Here is a 457-nt window from a genome sequence, read left to right on the forward strand (position 1 = left end):
GCCAACGGATTTTGATGCCTTTGTGCAGATGAACCAGAGCCCTGAGGTAATGCGATTCTTCCCTGATACGCTGACCCCTATGCAAAGCGTAGAATCGGTACGACGCTTGTCTGAAGAACTCGACAGCCAAGGCTGGGGAATGTGGGCGATAGAATGCAAACTCACTCATCAGTTTGTTGGCATGGTGGGCTTACAGCAACGTTCAGCTGAAGATGGCATTTTAGGTAGTCCCTTTGTTGAAATTGCTTGGCGGTTGCAGAAAGAGTTCTGGGGGCAGGGTTTGGCGCCAGAGGCCGCTGCTGCTGTGTTGGCGCATGCCTTCATACAGCTTAAATTCGATACTCTCTATAGCTTAACGGCCTTAAGTAACCTTCCGTCTCAGCGAGTAATGCAAAAGATAGGGATGCACAATACCGACAGAGATTTCCAGCACCCTAAACTCGATACTGATTCTCCC

At 49.7% G+C, this 457-nt stretch carries 1 protein-coding gene; it reads left to right on the forward strand.

What is annotated here, in order from left to right:
• On the forward strand, nucleotides 1-457 hold a 457-nt coding region (locus tag AB4585_RS22935; RefSeq protein WP_372171110.1), incomplete at both ends, for a GNAT family N-acetyltransferase.

The organism is Vibrio sp. 10N.222.49.C9 (genome assembly GCF_041474985.1).
Classification (GTDB): domain Bacteria; phylum Pseudomonadota; class Gammaproteobacteria; order Enterobacterales; family Vibrionaceae; genus Vibrio; species Vibrio crassostreae_C.